This window comes from Acidovorax sp. M2(2025) (assembly GCF_049330835.1).
GTDB lineage: Bacteria > Pseudomonadota > Gammaproteobacteria > Burkholderiales > Burkholderiaceae_C > Acidovorax.
The window spans coordinates 4,599,509-4,613,578 of the sequence record NZ_CP186262.1 but is presented as its reverse complement, the minus strand read 5'-3'; the positions used below and the strand labels follow the sequence as shown (position 1 = coordinate 4,613,578).

Here is a 14,070-nt window from a genome sequence, read left to right as displayed (position 1 = left end):
CTTCTCCCAACTGTCAAAGCCCTGTCACGCCGGATCACCACACTCCGGTTGTCTAGACGACTTAACCCAGGAGGCCGCCATGACCGCCGCACTGCACATCCACCAACTGAACAAGCATTTCGCCAACGGCAAGCATGCCCTGCGCGACATCAACCTCACCCTGCAGCGCGGCGAGATGGTGGCGCTGATCGGTGCCTCCGGCTCTGGCAAGTCCACCCTGCTGCGCCATGTGGCGGGCCTGGTGGTGGCCGATGCGTCCAGCAACTCGCTGATCGAGGTCGATGGCCGCTGCGTGCAGCAGGGCGGCCGCATCCACGGCGACATCCGCAAGGTGCGTTCGCAGGTGGGCTTTGTGTTCCAGCAGTTCAACCTGGTGGACCGCCTGCCCGTGCTGATGAACGTGCTGGTGGGCCTGCTGCACCGCACGCCCTGGTGGCGCGGCTGGCTGCGGATGTTCAGGCCGCACGAGCGTGCGCTGGCGCTGGAGGCGCTGCACCGCGTGGGCATTGCCGAGTGCTATGGTCAGCGCGCGTCCACCCTGTCGGGCGGGCAGCAGCAGCGCGCCGCCATTGCCCGCACGCTGGTGCAGGGCGCCAAGGTGGTGCTGGCTGACGAGCCCATCGCCTCGCTGGACCCTGAATCGTCGCGCAAGGTGATGGAGATCCTCGCGCGCATCAACCGAGAAGACCGCTGCACCGTGGTCGTGTCGCTGCACCAGGTCGACGTGGCCATCAAGTACTGCCCCCGCGTGGTGGCGCTGCACCAGGGGCAGGTGGTGTACGACGGCCCTTCGGCCGCCCTCACGCCGGCACTGCTGCGCAGCCTGTATGGCGTGCAGGCCGACGAGATCCTGGCCGACGCGGCGGCCGCGCCCGCCGTGCCGGTGGCGGCCCCGGTGCCTGCGCCGCAGTGGGCGCCTGCCATGGTGCAGGCCGCCTGAGCTGTCTTTCGACTTCCCCCTTTCTTCTTCCCTTCCTACCCTTTCCTCTCTGGAGCTTTCCCCATGTTCAAGAAACTGTTTGCCGCCCTGACCGTCGGGCTGGGGCTGACCACGGGCGCGTTGGCCCAAGACATCAACTTCGGCATGATCTCAACCGAGGCTTCGCAAAACCTCAAGGCCGACTGGCAGCCGCTGCTGGACGACATGGCCAAGCAGACGGGCCTGAAGATCAACGCCTTCTTCGCGTCCGACTACGCGGGCCTGATCGAAGCCATGCGCTTCAACAAGATGCAGGTGGCCTGGCTGGGCAACAAGTCGGCCATGGAAGCCGTGGACCGCGCGGGAGGCGAAGTCTTCGCGCAGATGGTGAACGCCGACGGAACGCAGGGCTACTACTCGCACCTCATCGTGCACAAGGACAGCCCCCTGGCCAGCCTGGACGATGTGCTCAAGAACGGCAAGTCGCTGAGCTTTGGCAACGGCGACCCCAACTCCACCTCGGGCTTCCTGGTGCCCGGCTACTACGCCTTTGCACAGAACAAGGTGGATGCCAAGACGCATTTCAAGGTGGTGCGCAGCGCCAACCACGAGACCAACGCCCTGGCCGTGGCCAACAAGCAGGTGGATGTGGCCACCAACAACAGCGAGAACCTGGAAAAGATCAAGGAACGCCAGCCCGAGAAGTTCAAGGACATCAAGATCATCTGGACCTCGCCCCTGATCCCCCTGGACCCGCTGGTCATGCGCAAGGACCTGCCCGAGGCCACCAAGACCAAGATCCGCGACTTCTTCTACAACTACGCCAAGACCGATGCGCGCGAGAAGGAGATCGTCATGAAGATCTCCAAGCTGTCGGGCTTCAAGCCTTCCAGCAATGCGCAGCTCACGCCCATCCGCCAGCTGGACCTGTTCGGCAAGCGCAACAAGATCGAGGCCGACGCCACCCTGGCCGAGGCCGACAAGAAGACCCGCCTGGCCGAGATCGACCAGCAGCTGGCGTCGCTGAAGTAATTCATCCCATCGGTTGGTTGTTGTGGCCCGGGTGTCCCCATGTCCTCTGCTTTGAATCCTTCGCTGGCCACGCTGGCCAGTACCACCGCGCCCAAGCGCAGCCTGGCCTGGTACCTGTCGTGGGGCACCTTGCTGGTGCTGCTCGCGGCGTCGTGGAAGGGCGCCGACATGCGCCCGCTCGACCTGTGGAACGACTCGGGCAACATGGTGCGGTATGCGGCGGAGTTCTTTCCGCCCAATTTTTCGCAGTGGCAGATCTATGTGCAGGAGATGCTGGTCACGCTACAGATCGCGCTGTGGGGCACGGCCCTGGCCGTCATCACAGCGGTGCCACTGGCCCTGCTCGCGTCGTCCAACATCGTGCCCTGGTGGGTGTACCAGCCGGTGCGCCGCGTGCTGGACGCCTGCCGCGCCATCAACGAGATGGTGTTCGCCATGCTGTTCGTGGTGGCCGTGGGCCTGGGGCCCTTTGCCGGTGTGCTGGCGCTGTGGATCCACACCTCGGGCACGCTGGCCAAGCTGTTCTCCGAGGCCGTGGAGGCCATCGACCCGCAGCCCGTGGAGGACATCCGCTCCACCGGCGCCAGCGCGCTGCACGAGATCATCTACGGCGTGATCCCGCAGGTGATGCCGCTGTGGATCTCGTACACGCTGTACCGCTTCGAGGCCAACGTGCGCTCGGCCTCGGTGGTGGGCATGGTGGGGGCCGGCGGCATTGGCGTGGTGCTGTGGGAGATCATCCGCGGCTTCCAGTACGCCGAGACCTGTGCGGTGATGCTCATCATCGTCGTCACCGTGAGCGCGATCGACCTGGTGTCGGCCCGCATCCGCAAAGTCCTGATCTGACCGGAGGACCGCCATGGCGCTGACCCTGGAAGAGATCGAGCACGTGCTGGTTGCCCAAGGCCCCCACCAATACGGCCGCGAGGCCGTGAGCCAGCTGGAGCACGCCCTGCAGTGCGCGCAGCTGGCGGAGCAGGCGGGCGAGGCCCCCGCCACCGTGGCCGCATGCCTGCTGCACGACCTGGGCCACCTGCTGGCGCCGGGGGGCGAAGCGGATGCGCAGGCTGGGCGGGACGACCTGCACCAGTACGTGGCGCTGCCGTTCTTGCGCGGCCTCTTGCCGGATGAGGTGCTGGAGCCCATTCGCCTGCACGTGGATGCCAAGCGGTATCTGTGCGCGACGGAGCCTGGCTATTGGGAGTCCTTGTCGCCCGCTTCGCAGCACAGCCTGGTGCTGCAAGGCGGGGTGCTTTCCGGCCTGCAGGCGGAGCGCTTTGCCAGCCAGCCCTTTGCGCAGGAGGCCATCCGGTTGCGCCGCTACGATGACCATGCCAAGGTGCCGGGCCTGGCCACGCCCCCGCTGGCGCACTACCTGGGCACCGTGCGCGCCCTGGCGGGCCAGACGCTGCCGTCTCCAGTGGATGAATGCGCGGCTTGCGCCGCGCCCGCGGCGTAACGCGCATTGCGGGCGCGGCAGGCCGCGCCGCCGCTGCGTTCAATCGTTCTTGGCGGCGTTCATCCAGCCCAGGTCCAACGGCCGGTCCTCGAACTCGGTGTTCAGCACCACCGTGCTGGTGGTGCGGGCCACGCCGGCGATCGCCTTGATCTGGTAGAGCACGTCTTCCAGCCCGCGCGCGTGGGTGGTGCGGATCTTGGCCAGGAAGTCGTACTCGCCCGCCACGCTGTGCAGCTCTTCCACCTGGGGCATGGCCCGCAGTCGCGGCGCCACGTCGCGGCAGTGCACGCCGCCATCGTTGCGGATGGCCACGAACGCCGTGAAGTTCAGGCCCACGCGCTCCGGGTCCACGCTGATGGAAAAGCGGCGGATCACGCCCTTGTCCAGCAGCTTCTTCACCCGTTCGTGCACGGCCGCGGTGGACAGCCCGACCTCGGCCCCCACGTCGGCGTACGAACGCCGCCCGTCGGCCCCCAGTGCCGAAATAATTCTGGCGTCCATGTCATCTGTCTGAATATTTGCTTGCATAGTCGCCTGACTTTGGTAAGAATTCCGAAAACCTCGCGGTCTCCATCAATTTTTCGGTGAAGTGAAGAATATGCCGACAATTTTCCATGCGCAAGCGCGCACGCCCGCGCCGTGGGCCCTGGCAGCTGCCTTGGCGTTGGTCTACGTGGTGTGGGGCACCACGTATTTCGCCATCGGCATCGCGCTCACCAGCATGCCGCCGCTGTTGATGAATGCGCTGCGGTTCCTGTGCGCGGGTGGCGTGATGCTGCTCATCGCCCTGTGGCAGGGGCAGGCGCTGCCCACCGCCCGGCAATGGCGCAACGCGGCCCTGGTGGGCGGGTGCATGGTGTTCCTGGCCATGAACCTGACGGGCTTCGCGCAGAAGCTGGGCATTGGCTCGGGCCTGATGGCCACGGTGGTGACCACCATGCCCATGTGGCTTGCGCTGTGGTCGCGCCTGGGCGGCGAGCGCGTGCCCGCCACCAGCTGGATCGGCCTGGCGCTGGGCGTGGTGGGGGCTCTGCTGCTGGCGCTGGAGGGCGATTTCTCGGCCACCTGGCTGGGCGCGCTGCTGGCCTTTGGCGCGCCCCTGGCCTGGAGCGTGGGCTCGTACGCCTCGCGCAAGCTCTCGCTGCCCGCGCCCGCCATGGCCTCGGCCGCGCAGTGGCTGGTGGGTGGCGCCCTGGGCCTGCTGGTGGCGCCGTGGTTCGAGCCGGTCTCGTCCCTGGCCCAAGTGAGCGCCAAGTCCTGGGCGGCCTGGAGCTATCTGCTGGTGTTTGGCACGCTGCTCACGCTCAATGCCTATCTGTGGCTGCTGCAGAACACGTCGCCTGCATTGGCGGGGAGCTATTCGTTCGTGAACCCGGCGGTGGCCTTGGTGGTAGGGGTGGCGCTGGGGGGCGAGGTGTTGACGGGGTGGGTGTTTGCGGCGTTGCCGTTGATTGGGGCGGCGCTGGGGTTCATCTTGTATGGGCGGGTGCTGCAGGCGTGGTGGGTGGGGCGCAGGGGGGTGGTGGCACGGCCGGTGGGTTGAGGGGTTCGAGGCCTGAGTGGGCCAACGCGGGGCATTGACGTGAACTGTTCCGGCTGAGCTTGTCGGAGTCTTGGTGCGCTCGTCCGCAGGTTGGGGGCGCATGCTTGGTTTATGTGCGGAGGCCGGGCCGAGACCCGGCCTCCGACCTCAACTCCAGCATGCTTTTCGAACCAGCACGCCCGAGCTTCGCCAGACTCAGCCCGACCGGTGCAGCGCATTCACCCACCATCCGGCACCACCGCCGTCGCCTCAATCTCCACCTTCGCCCGCTCCTCCATCAACCCCGCCACCTGCACGCACGCCATTGCCGGAAAGTTCTTTCCCAGCACCTCGCGGTACACCCCCCCCAGTTCCTTCAGCCGCGCGTTGTATTCCTTGCGGTCCAGCACGTACCACGTCAGCCGCACCAGGTGCTCGGGGCCCGCGCCGCCCGCTTCCAGCACGGCCCGCACGTTCAGCAAGGTCTGCCGGGTCTGGTCGATGAAATCGTCGCTCTCGAACTGCTGCTGCGCATTCCAGCCGATCTGGCCGCCGGTAAAGACCATCGTGCCGCGCGCGGCCACGCCGTTGGCGTAGCCCTTGGGGGGCACCCAGCCTTCGGGCTGCAAAAGGGTGTGCTGGATCGTCATGGGGTGGCTTTTGAAGTCGGAGTGGCGGGAGCCACCGCCGCGCCCTGGCGCAGCTTGAAGCGCTGCAGCTTGCCGGTCTCGGTGCGGGGCAGCGCGGTGGCGAACTCCACGATGCGCGGGTATTTGTAAGGGGCGATGGTGGCTTTCACATGGTCTTGCAGCGCGCGCACCAGGGCGGCGTCGCCGGTGTGGCCGGGCTTGAGCACGCACACGGCCTTCACTACCATGCCGCGCTCTTCGTCCGGCACGCCGATCACGCCGCACTCGGCCACGGCCGGGTGGCGCAGCAGGGCGTCTTCCACTTCGGGGCCGCCCACGTTGTAGCCGGCGGTGATGATCATGTCGTCGTCGCGCGCCTGGTAGAAGAAATAGCCGTCGGCGTCCTGCACGAAGGCGTCGCCCGGGTAGTTCCAGCCGTCCTTCACATACTTGGCCTGGCGCGGGTCGTCGAGGTACTTGCAGCCCGTGGGGCCGATCACCGCGAGCTTGCCAACGGTGCCGCGCGGCACTTCGTTGCCCGCGTCGTCCACCACCTTGGCGGTGTAGCCGGGCACCACCTTGCCGATGGCGCCGCGGCGCACTGCATCGCCGGCCGACGAGATGAAGATGTGGAACATCTCCGTGGCGCCGATGCCGTCGGTCATCTCGATGCCCGTGGCGTCTTTCCACAGCTGGCGCGTGGCGTCCGGCAGGCCTTCGCCCGCGCTCACGCTGATGCGCAGCTGCGGCAGGCCGATCTTCTTGGCGAACGGCGCCATCTGCCGGTAGAAGGTGGGCGCGGTGTAGCTGATGGTGACGCCCGCGTCGCGCATCAGCACCACCATGGTCTCGGGCGTGTAGGGCTGGTCCGGAAAGTACACGCTGGCCCCGGCCCACATCGGAAACACCAGCAGGCCGCCCAGCCCGAAGGTGAACGCCAGCGGCGGCGAGCCCGCCACGACGTCGTCCGGCGTGGCCTTGAGCACATGGCGCGGCCAGGCCTCGCAGCCTGCCAGCACATCGCGGTGCGTGTGCACGGCGGCCTTGGGCGCGCCCGTGGTGCCGGAGGTAAACGCCATCAGCGCAATGTCATCCGCCGCCGTGGGGCAGGGCGGCGTGGTGCCGGGCTTGTCCCCGGCGCGCTGGAGCAGGTCGGCCGCATCGGGCGCGGTGTGGAAGGGCACGAGGGTGGCCAGCACCGGCTGCTGCGTTTGCGCGGCCTGCAGCTCGGCCAGCAGGCGGCCGTCGCACAGCGCCAGCGTGGGCTGGGCGCGCTCGATGATGCCGGCCAGCTCGCCCGCGCGCAGCAGCGGCATGGTGGCCACCGCCACCAGCCCGGCGTAGACCACGCCCAGCCAGGCCAGCGCCATCTCCACCGTGTTGCCGCCGCGCAGCAGCACGCGGTTGCCGGGCACCAGGCCGTGGTCTTGCGTCAGCACCTCGGCAATGCGCGCGGCTTCTGCGCGGGCCTCGCGGTAGGTGTAGGTGCGGTGCGGGCCGCGCAGCAGGGGGCGGTCGATGTTGCCGGCGCGCTCGGCCTGGTCGAACAGCGCCTGGACCAGGTTGGCCTGGTCGGGGATTTGCAGCTCGGGCAGTTCGTACTGCAGGGTGGGCCAGGCCTCGGGCGGCGGCAGGCGGTCGTGCACAAAGTGGTCGGGCTGGGCGGACTTCATGAAATCACTCCTGCAAGAGGCTTTTGCCGATGATGAGCTGCTGCACCTCGGTGGCGCCTTCGTAGATGCGCAGCGAGCGGATGTCGCGGTACAGCGACTCGACCTTGCTGCCCACCTCCACGCCGCGCCCGCCGTGCAGCTGCAGCGCCATGTCGATGACGCGCTGGGCGTTTTCGGTGGCGGTCATCTTGGCCATGGCTGCTTCTGCGGTGACGCGCGCCTGGCCGGTGTCGCGCAGCCAGGCCGCGCGGTAGGTGAGCAGCGCGGCGCTGTCCACCAGCGCCGCCATTTCGCCGATCTTGGCCTGGGTGAGCTGAAAGTCCGCGAGCGTCTGGCCGAACATGCGGCGCTGGCGTGCGTGGTGCACGGCCTCGGCCAGCGCACGGCGCGCCATGCCCAGGGCCGCGGCGGCCACGGAGGCGCGAAAGATGTCCAGCGTGCGCATGGCCAGCTTGAAGCCACCGTGCAGCTCGCCCAGCAGCGCGCTCGCGGGCACGGTGCAATCGGTGAACTGCAGCGTGGCCAGCGGGTGCGGCGCCATCACGTGGATGTGGCGCGAGGCGTCCAGCCCCGGCGTGTTCGCATCGACGATGAAGGCGCTGATGCCGCGGGTGCCGCCGGCCGGATCGGTCTTGGCGAAAACGCAATAGAAGTCGGCGATGCCGCCGTTGCTGATCCACGTCTTGGTGCCGTTCAAGCAAAAAGTGCCTGCAGCGCTTGCTGGGTCTACGCTGGAAGCTATGGTTTGCATAGCGCCCACGTCGGACCCTGCCTCGGGCTCGGACAGCGCGAACGCCGCAATCAGCTCCCCGTGCGCCACGCCCTGCAGGTAGTGCGCCTGCTGCGCGGGGCTGCCCGCCAGCGTGATCGCACCGCTGCCCAGCCCCTGCATCGCGAACGCAAAGTCCGCCAGCGGCGAGTGGTAGGCCAGCGTCTCGCGCAGCAGCACCAGCGCGCGCGAATCCAGCGCCGGCAGCGCGCCGCCGTGCGCGGCCGGCACGCAGTAGCGCAGCCAGCCGCCCGCGCCCAGGCGCTGTACCCAGTCGCGGCAGGCGGCGCGGTCGTCGGTTTCATCCACCTCTTGCGCGGCCGCCCAAGGCACCAGACCCTTGGCGAGTGCGCGGTGGGCATCGTCAAAAAATGGCAGGGCCAGGTGTGCCGTCGAAGGCGGGCAAGGGGCGGGGGGGGTCGCAACGTGCATGGTGGGTGAGTGGGCCTGTTTGAGTTTCACACCCGTTCGGGCTGAGTCTGTCGAAACCTTGCGCAGCGCTTCGACAGGCTCAGCGTGAACGGTTCGGTAGGTGCATTCCAGATCCGTAGGCGGTGGTAACGAGCTTCATGGGCTTTTGCACCCTCTTCATTCCTAATCTCCCTGGAACACCGGCTTCTGCTTGGCGGCAAACGCCTCGTACGCACGCCGGAAATCTTCCGTCTGCATGCAGATCGCCTGCGCCTGCGCCTCGGCCTCGATGGCCTGTTCGATCGTCATGCTCCATTCCTGCCCCAGCATGGTCTTGGTCATGCCGTGGGCAAACGTCGGGCCGTCGGCCAGCGCGCGCGCCGTGGCCTGCACGTTGGCCAGCAGGTCGGCGCTTTCATACAGGTCGTTGAAGAAGCCCCAGGCCAGGCCTTCGTGCGCCGTCATCGCGCGGCCGGTGAACAGCAGCTCGCTGGCGCGGCCCTGGCCGATCATGCGCGGCAGCAGCGCGCAGGCGCCCATGTCGGCGCCGGCCAGGCCCACGCGGGTGAACAGGAAGGCGGTCTTGGTGGACTCGGTGCCGTAGCGCATGTCGCAGGCCAGCGCCATCATCGCGCCGGCCCCGGCGCAGATGCCGTCGATGGCGCCCAGCACGGGCTGCGGGCAGACGCGCATGGCCTTGACCAAGTCGCCCGTCATGCGCGTGAACTCCAGCAGCTCGGGCATGGTCATGGTGGTGAGCGGGCCAATGATCTCGTGCACATCGCCGCCCGAGCAGAAGTTGCCGCCCGCGCCGGTGACCACGATGGCCTTCACATCGGTGGCAAACCGCAGCGCGTAGAAGAAGTCACGCAGCTCGGCATAGCTCTGGAAGGTGAGCGGGTTCTTGCGGTCGGGCCGGTTGAGCGTGACGGTGCCCACGCCGCCCGCAAAGCTCCAGCTGAAATGCTCCGCCACGTAGCTGGCCTGCGGGTTGAACTGCTCGCGCATGGGGTTGCTCGCCCCGATGTAGTGCTTCATTCGGCTGTCTCCAGAGAGTTATGTTGGGTGTGTTCCTTCACCTTGCCGAGCAGCCGGTACAGCGTGGCAATGTCGCGCTCGCCCAGCGTGGCAAAGGCTTCGACGATCCATTGCTCGTGCTGGTGCGCCATCTCGTTGAATTGCGCACGGCCCTGGGGCGTGAGGCGCACGCGGTAGGCGCGGCGGTCGCCCTCCACGTCCGTGCGCTCGACCAGCCCTTCGGCCACGAGCTGGTCGGTGATGCCGGTGATGTTGCCGCTGGTCACCATCATGCGGCGCGAGAGTTCCTTCATCTTCATGCCGTCCGGCGCGCGCTCCAGCTGCGCCATCAGGTCGAAGCGCGGCAAAGTGGTGTCGAACTGCGCGCGCAGGTGGCTGCGCACCTGCTTTTCGATGAGCTGCGTGCAGGTGAGCAGGCGCAGCCACAGGCGCAGGGCCTCGGGATGTTCGCTGGGGGCGGCGCCATGCAGGCGGGCTTCAAGATCCATAGGTGGGGTTTACTCGATTGCTTCAATTTTTGTAGCTACTTGCGCCGTACTGGAAAGCGCTGCAGCCTGTTTTTGTTTGGATATCTCGCGCAGCATCTGGTCGCGGCCGCTCCAGTACTGCACGGGCCAGTCGGTCTGCGCTGCGGCCACGGGGCTGAGCTGCGCGGCGGCGTGCAGCGTCCAGGCCGGGTCGGCCAGGTGGGGACGGGCGATGGCGCACAGGTCGGCCCGGCCGGCGGCGATGATGCTGTTGGCGTGGTCCGCCTCGGTGATGGCGCCCACGGCCATGGTGGCAATGCCCACCTCGTTGCGGATGCGGTCGGCAAACGGCGTCTGGTACATGCGGCCATAGACCGGGCGCGAGTCGCGCGTGGTCTGGCCGGAGGACACGTCGATCAGGTCGGCCCCCGCCGCCTTGAAACGCCGCGCGATGGCGATGGCGTCGTCGGCGGTGTTGCCATCGGGCAGCCAGTCGTGGGCCGAGATGCGCACGCTCATCGGCTTGTCGGCCGGCCACACGGCGCGCAGCGCGGTGAACACTTCCAGCGGGTAGCGGCAGCGGTTGTCCAGGCTGCCGCCGTAGTCGTCCGTGCGCTGGTTGGTGGCGGGGCTCAAAAAGCTGGCCAGCAGGTAGCCGTGCGCGCAGTGCAACTCCAGCCAGTCAAAGCCGCAGGCCACGGCGCGGCGGGCGCTGTCCACAAAGGCGGCGGTCAGGCGGTCCATGTCGGCGCGGGTCATGGCGGCAGGCGTCTGGTTCTGCGCGCCGTAGGCGATGGGGCTGGCGGCCAGCAGGGGCCAGTTGCCCGTCTCCAGCGGCTCGTCCGTGCCTTCCCAGCCCACGCGCGTGGAACCCTTGGGGCCGCTGTGCCCCAGCTGGAGGCCGATCTTGGCGGTGCTGCTGCCGTGGACAAAGTTCACAATGCGTGCAAAGGCGGCTTGCTGCGCATCGTTCCACAGCCCCGTGCAAGCGGGGGTGATGCGGCCCTCGGGCGTGGGGCTGGTCATCTCCACCATCACCAGCGCGGCTCCGCCCAGGGCGCGCGCGCCCAGGTGCACCAGGTGGAATTCCTGCGGCACGCCATCGACCGCGCTGTAGGTGGCCATGGGCGAGACGACGATGCGGTTCTTCAGCGTGAGGCCTTTCAGTGTGAAAGGCGTGAGCATGGGCGGAATCGCCGCCTTGCCACCTGCGAGCCATGCCTCGTAACCCTCCAGCCACGCCGCATCGCGCAGCCGCAGGTTCTCGTGGCTGATGCGCTGGCTGCGCGTGAGCAGCGAATACGTGAACTGCTCGATGGGCATGCCGGCGTAGCGCGCCACGTTTTCAAACCATTCGGTGCTGTTGCGCGCGGCGTTCTGGATCTTGAGCACCTCCACGCTGCGGCGCGCCTCGTAGTGCGTGAGCACCTCGTCGATGGGCAAGCCGGTCGCAAACTCGTTGGCGAGGTCGATGGCGTCTTCCAGCGCCAGCTTGGTGCCGCTGCCAATCGAGAAATGCGCGGTGTGCGCCGCGTCACCCATCAGCACGATGGGCACCTGCTTGCCGCCAATCGCTTCGCGGTGCACCCAGGTGTTGCAGATCACGCGCGGAAAGCGGATCCAGTTGGCCGAGCCGCGCAGGTGCGTGGCGTTGCTGATGAGGGCGTTGCCGTCCAGGTATTTCGCAAACAGCGTTTCGCAGAACGCAATCGCCTCGGGCTGCTCCATCTGGTCCAGGCCGTGGGCCTTCCACACGGCCTCGGGCGTTTCGACGATGAAGGTGGAGGTGTCGGCGTCGAACTGGTAGGCATGCGCCTGGAACCAGCCGTGCTCCGTCTGTTCGAAGGCAAAGGTGAATGCGTCGAACTTTTTCTTGGTGCCCAGCCACACGAATCGGCATTGGCGCAGGTCGATGTCGGGCTGGTAGGTGCTGGCGTAGCGCGTGCGGATGCGGCTGTTCAGGCCGTCGCTCGCAATCACCAGGTCCGCGCCGTACTGCGCGGCGAGCGCCTGGTCGTCGGCCACGTCGGTCTCGAACACCAGCTCCACGCTCAGCGCCAGGCAGCGGTCCTGCAGGATGTTGAGCAGCCGCTTGCGGCCGATGCCGCAAAAGCCGTGGCCGGTGGAGCGCACGCTGCGGCCCTTGAAGAACACCTCGATATCGTCCCAATGGTTGAACGCGTCGCCGATCAGCGCCGCCGTGGGCGCGTCGGCTGCGCGCAGGTTGGCCAGTGTCTGGTCCGACAGCACCACACCCCAGCCGAAGGTGTCGAACGGCCGGTTGCGCTCCACCACCGTGATGCGGTGCGCCGGGTTCTGCTGCTTCATCAGCAGGGCGAAGTAGAGGCCTGCGGGGCCGCCGCCGATGCAAAGGATGTTCATGTCAAAATAGTTTAGACCTAAACAAAGTGGTGTCAATGGGGCCGCCCCGGTGCCGTGGCGGGCCCTTGCTTGTAGGACACCGCCGCCTCCGCTGGCGCGGTGGTTGACGCGGCCCGGCTGCCCTCCAAAAATGCGGGCATGAAGCACCTGCTCCACTCCCTGGAGGGGCGGCTGGCAGCCTTGCCGGTGCCGCTGGCGGTGGAGCTGCCGGCAGGGCGGCAACTGGGCGCGCCCAACCCCGCGGTGACGCTGCGCTTTCGCGACCGGCTGGCGCTGGTGGCGCTGGCGACGGGCGAGATCGGCCGCGTGGGCGCCGCCATCGTCGAAGGCCGCGTGGCGCTGGAAGGCGGCATGCGCGACCTGATGGCCGGCGCGGCGGGACTGCTCACGCGCGACCCCGCCCGCGACGAGCACCACGGCTGGTGGCACCGCGTGCTGGCGCGGGCGCGCTCCATGGCGGCGCACACGCTCGCGCACGACGCGCGGCATGTGCAGTTCCACTACGACCTGTCCGATGCGTTCTACGCCCTGTGGCTGGACCCGCGCCGGGTGTACTCCTGCGCCTACTTTCGCAGCCCGGATCTCTCGCTCGCCCAGGCGCAAGAGGCCAAGCTGGACCACATCTGCCGCAAGCTGCGCCTGGCGCCTGGCGAGCGCTTCCTGGACATTGGCGCAGGCTGGGGCGCTCTGCTGCTCTGGGCGGCGGAGCACTACGGCGTGGACGCCACGGGCATCACGCTGTCGCGCAACCAGCATCAGCATGTGCAGCAGCTGATCGAGGCGCGCGGCCTGCAAGGCCGGGTGCGCGTGCAGCTGTGCGACTACCGCGAGCTGCAGGTGGTTGAGCCCTTTGACAAGATCGCCTCGGTCGGCATGTTCGAGCACGTGGGCCGCGCGCAGATGGAGCGCTACTTTGCCACCGTGGCGCGCCTGCTGCGCCCCGGCGGCCTGGTGCTCAACCACGGCATCACCGCGGGCGGCGTGGACAACGCCCAGCTGGGCGCGGGCATGGGCGAATTCGTGGAGCAGTACATCTTCCCCGGCGGCGAGCTGCTGCACGTGAGCACGGTGCTGCACGACATGGCCCGCGCCGGCCTGGAGATGGTGGACACCGAGAACCTGCGCCCCCACTATGCACGCACCCTGTGGGCCTGGTCGGACGGGCTGGAGGCCCAGCTGCCCGCGGCGCGCGCCGTGCTGGCGGCATCTGCCGGCGACAGCGACGCCGAGAAGATCCTGCGCGCCTACCGCCTGTACCTCGCGGGCAGCGCCCTGGGCTTTGAGCGCGGCTGGATGGCCCTGCACCAGATGCTGGCCGCCAAGCCCCACGGCGACACGGCCGCAGGCCCGGTGGCCGGGGCACAATCGGACTATCCGTTCACGCGCGACTACATGTATGGCGCGCCTTCCCGACCCGACCTTAACGCCGCAACCGCATGCTCTACAAATTCAAATCCCGCGCCGCCGCCGACCTGATCATGCTGGAACCCCAGGGCCGGCAAGTCGTCACCCTCATGGGCAAGACCCCCGGCGCCAGCGGCATCGTGACCGTGGCGCAGATCCCGGCCGCCATTGCCGCGCTGGACGCCGCCGTGGCCGAAGAGGAGGCTCGCCTGCAGGCCCAGGCGGCGGAGGACGGCGGCGACGAAGACGCGGCCGATGCCGGCAAGGACGCCGTGCGCCTGCGCCAGCGGGTGGTGCCGTTGATCGACATGCTCCAGCGCAGCGCGGCGGCCGGGGTCGACGTCGTCTGGGGCGTGTAAGAAGGC

At 68.1% G+C, this 14,070-nt stretch carries 14 protein-coding genes; 7 read left to right on the top strand and 7 right to left on the bottom strand.

All coding sequences use genetic code 11. The annotated features are described in order from the left end of the window. Positions 1 to 79 precede the first annotated feature (79 nt). The 4 genes from phnC to ACOYR3_RS21145 all read left to right on the top strand — a co-directional run bounded on the left by phnC (position 80) and on the right by ACOYR3_RS21145 (position 3,410). On the top strand, positions 80 to 940 hold the full coding sequence (gene phnC, locus ACOYR3_RS21160) for a phosphonate ABC transporter ATP-binding protein (protein ID WP_422844270.1): 861 nt from the start codon (positions 80 to 82) through the stop codon (positions 938 to 940). 63 nt (positions 941 to 1,003) lie between these two features. Continuing rightward, positions 1,004 to 1,951, top strand: a complete 948-nt coding sequence (phnD, locus tag ACOYR3_RS21155; protein ID WP_422844269.1) for a phosphonate ABC transporter substrate-binding protein — start codon at positions 1,004 to 1,006, stop codon at positions 1,949 to 1,951. 39 nt (positions 1,952 to 1,990) lie between these two features. Further along, complete coding sequence (gene phnE, locus ACOYR3_RS21150) at positions 1,991 to 2,797, top strand: phosphonate ABC transporter, permease protein PhnE (protein ID WP_422844268.1); 807 nt, start codon at positions 1,991 to 1,993, stop codon at positions 2,795 to 2,797. A gap of 13 nt (positions 2,798 to 2,810) precedes the next feature. Continuing rightward, positions 2,811 to 3,410 carry a phosphonate degradation HD-domain oxygenase gene (locus ACOYR3_RS21145; RefSeq protein ID WP_422844267.1) on the top strand — a complete coding sequence of 200 codons (600 nt, stop codon included), beginning with the start codon at positions 2,811 to 2,813 and terminating at the stop codon, positions 3,408 to 3,410. Positions 3,411 to 3,449: 39 nt separating this feature from the next. On the opposite strand, the gene ACOYR3_RS21140 is transcribed toward ACOYR3_RS21145, so the two are convergent. Continuing rightward, entirely contained in the window at positions 3,450 to 3,911 is a 462-nt protein-coding gene (locus tag ACOYR3_RS21140) for an Lrp/AsnC family transcriptional regulator (RefSeq protein ID WP_422844266.1), read from the bottom strand. A gap of 97 nt (positions 3,912 to 4,008) precedes the next feature. Between ACOYR3_RS21140 and ACOYR3_RS21135 the strand changes: the two genes are divergently transcribed. Beyond that, positions 4,009 to 4,953 (top strand): EamA family transporter, encoded by a 945-nt coding sequence (locus ACOYR3_RS21135; protein WP_422844265.1) that lies wholly within the window; start codon positions 4,009 to 4,011, stop codon positions 4,951 to 4,953. Between the two features lie 218 nt (positions 4,954 to 5,171). Here ACOYR3_RS21135 and ACOYR3_RS21130 read toward each other — a convergent pair whose 3' ends face one another. The 6 genes from ACOYR3_RS21130 to ACOYR3_RS21105 all read right to left on the bottom strand — a co-directional run bounded on the left by ACOYR3_RS21130 (position 5,172) and on the right by ACOYR3_RS21105 (position 12,301). Next, positions 5,172 to 5,582 carry a RidA family protein gene (locus tag ACOYR3_RS21130; RefSeq protein WP_422844264.1) on the bottom strand — a complete coding sequence of 137 codons (411 nt, stop codon included), beginning with the start codon at positions 5,580 to 5,582 and terminating at the stop codon, positions 5,172 to 5,174. Next, complete coding sequence (locus ACOYR3_RS21125; protein WP_422844263.1) at positions 5,579 to 7,234, bottom strand: AMP-binding protein; 1,656 nt, start codon at positions 7,232 to 7,234, stop codon at positions 5,579 to 5,581. Before ACOYR3_RS21125 ends, ACOYR3_RS21130 begins: the two co-directional genes overlap by 4 nt. Positions 7,235 to 7,238: 4 nt before the next feature. Continuing rightward, entirely contained in the window at positions 7,239 to 8,435 is a 1,197-nt protein-coding gene (locus tag ACOYR3_RS21120; protein ID WP_422844262.1) for an acyl-CoA dehydrogenase family protein, read from the bottom strand. 162 nt (positions 8,436 to 8,597) lie between these two features. After that, entirely contained in the window at positions 8,598 to 9,452 is an 855-nt protein-coding gene (locus tag ACOYR3_RS21115; protein ID WP_422844261.1) for an enoyl-CoA hydratase family protein, read from the bottom strand. Continuing rightward, positions 9,449 to 9,940 carry a MarR family winged helix-turn-helix transcriptional regulator gene (locus ACOYR3_RS21110; protein ID WP_422844260.1) on the bottom strand — a complete coding sequence of 164 codons (492 nt, stop codon included), beginning with the start codon at positions 9,938 to 9,940 and terminating at the stop codon, positions 9,449 to 9,451. The genes ACOYR3_RS21115 and ACOYR3_RS21110 overlap by 4 nt, the downstream gene beginning before the upstream one ends. 9 nt (positions 9,941 to 9,949) lie before the next feature. Next, positions 9,950 to 12,301 carry a bifunctional salicylyl-CoA 5-hydroxylase/oxidoreductase gene (locus ACOYR3_RS21105; RefSeq protein ID WP_422844259.1) on the bottom strand — a complete coding sequence of 784 codons (2,352 nt, stop codon included), beginning with the start codon at positions 12,299 to 12,301 and terminating at the stop codon, positions 9,950 to 9,952. 138 nt (positions 12,302 to 12,439) lie between these two features. Between ACOYR3_RS21105 and ACOYR3_RS21100 the strand changes: the two genes are divergently transcribed. Together ACOYR3_RS21100 and ACOYR3_RS21095 are read left to right on the top strand one after the other, a co-directional pair. Beyond that, positions 12,440 to 13,777 (top strand): class I SAM-dependent methyltransferase, encoded by a 1,338-nt coding sequence (locus ACOYR3_RS21100; protein WP_422844258.1) that lies wholly within the window; start codon positions 12,440 to 12,442, stop codon positions 13,775 to 13,777. After that, positions 13,738 to 14,064, top strand: coding sequence for a DUF1840 domain-containing protein (locus ACOYR3_RS21095; RefSeq protein WP_422844257.1), 327 nt, complete (start codon positions 13,738 to 13,740; stop codon positions 14,062 to 14,064). Before ACOYR3_RS21100 ends, ACOYR3_RS21095 begins: the two co-directional genes overlap by 40 nt. The last annotated feature ends 6 nt before the right edge of the window (positions 14,065 to 14,070 follow it).

Coding starts and splice junctions, on each gene's coding strand:
- phnC (WP_422844270.1), top strand. CDS start 80: ATGACCGCCGCACTGCACATCCACCAACTGAACAAGCATTTCGCCAAC.
- phnD (WP_422844269.1), top strand. CDS start 1,004: ATGTTCAAGAAACTGTTTGCCGCCCTGACCGTCGGGCTGGGGCTGACC.
- phnE (WP_422844268.1), top strand. CDS start 1,991: ATGTCCTCTGCTTTGAATCCTTCGCTGGCCACGCTGGCCAGTACCACC.
- ACOYR3_RS21145 (WP_422844267.1), top strand. CDS start 2,811: ATGGCGCTGACCCTGGAAGAGATCGAGCACGTGCTGGTTGCCCAAGGC.
- ACOYR3_RS21140 (WP_422844266.1), bottom strand. CDS start 3,911: ATGGACGCCAGAATTATTTCGGCACTGGGGGCCGACGGGCGGCGTTCG.
- ACOYR3_RS21135 (WP_422844265.1), top strand. CDS start 4,009: ATGCCGACAATTTTCCATGCGCAAGCGCGCACGCCCGCGCCGTGGGCC.
- ACOYR3_RS21130 (WP_422844264.1), bottom strand. CDS start 5,582: ATGACGATCCAGCACACCCTTTTGCAGCCCGAAGGCTGGGTGCCCCCC.
- ACOYR3_RS21125 (WP_422844263.1), bottom strand. CDS start 7,234: ATGAAGTCCGCCCAGCCCGACCACTTTGTGCACGACCGCCTGCCGCCG.
- ACOYR3_RS21120 (WP_422844262.1), bottom strand. CDS start 8,435: ATGCACGTTGCGACCCCCCCCGCCCCTTGCCCGCCTTCGACGGCACAC.
- ACOYR3_RS21115 (WP_422844261.1), bottom strand. CDS start 9,452: ATGAAGCACTACATCGGGGCGAGCAACCCCATGCGCGAGCAGTTCAAC.
- ACOYR3_RS21110 (WP_422844260.1), bottom strand. CDS start 9,940: ATGGATCTTGAAGCCCGCCTGCATGGCGCCGCCCCCAGCGAACATCCC.
- ACOYR3_RS21105 (WP_422844259.1), bottom strand. CDS start 12,301: ATGAACATCCTTTGCATCGGCGGCGGCCCCGCAGGCCTCTACTTCGCC.
- ACOYR3_RS21100 (WP_422844258.1), top strand. CDS start 12,440: ATGAAGCACCTGCTCCACTCCCTGGAGGGGCGGCTGGCAGCCTTGCCG.
- ACOYR3_RS21095 (WP_422844257.1), top strand. CDS start 13,738: ATGCTCTACAAATTCAAATCCCGCGCCGCCGCCGACCTGATCATGCTG.